A 375-nucleotide genomic window follows, 5' to 3' on the forward strand; every position below is an offset into this window, starting at 1 on the left:
GTTCCCGCTGCCAAGTCAGCTAAATAAGTGTCGGGCTTAGTTTGAGTCAAGTCAACATCTGTTCCGGCAACGTGGCAAGTAACTAATCGTTTCTGAATAATGGCTACCATGCCGCCCTTTTGAAATTCGTCACGTTGAACAACTAGGCCATTAGTCGGAGTAGCAGTTGCATAATCAATGGCTCCAGGGCCGAAGATGAGTGCATAAGTAGTTCCATCAGAAGCAACCGGAATGCTATCATCTTGAATGATGCTCATACCTTGATAAGTGGCAATTGGAGTAGCTGCGCCAGCAGGTTGCAGGTATTCAATCAATTGTTGTTCACGCATTTCTGAATAAGCTGCTGAGTTAACAACTAATGTCGATAAGGTGTTA

The 375-nt window shown here is 44.5% G+C and carries 1 pseudogene; it reads right to left on the reverse strand.

Annotated elements, in window-relative coordinates:
* Positions 1 to 375 (reverse strand): annotated as a pseudogene (locus LPKJCM_RS05290) (phage capsid protein); the annotation flags it as partial.

It is taken from the genome of Lentilactobacillus parakefiri, assembly GCF_002157585.1.
Taxonomy (GTDB): Bacteria; Bacillota; Bacilli; order Lactobacillales; family Lactobacillaceae; genus Lentilactobacillus; species Lentilactobacillus parakefiri.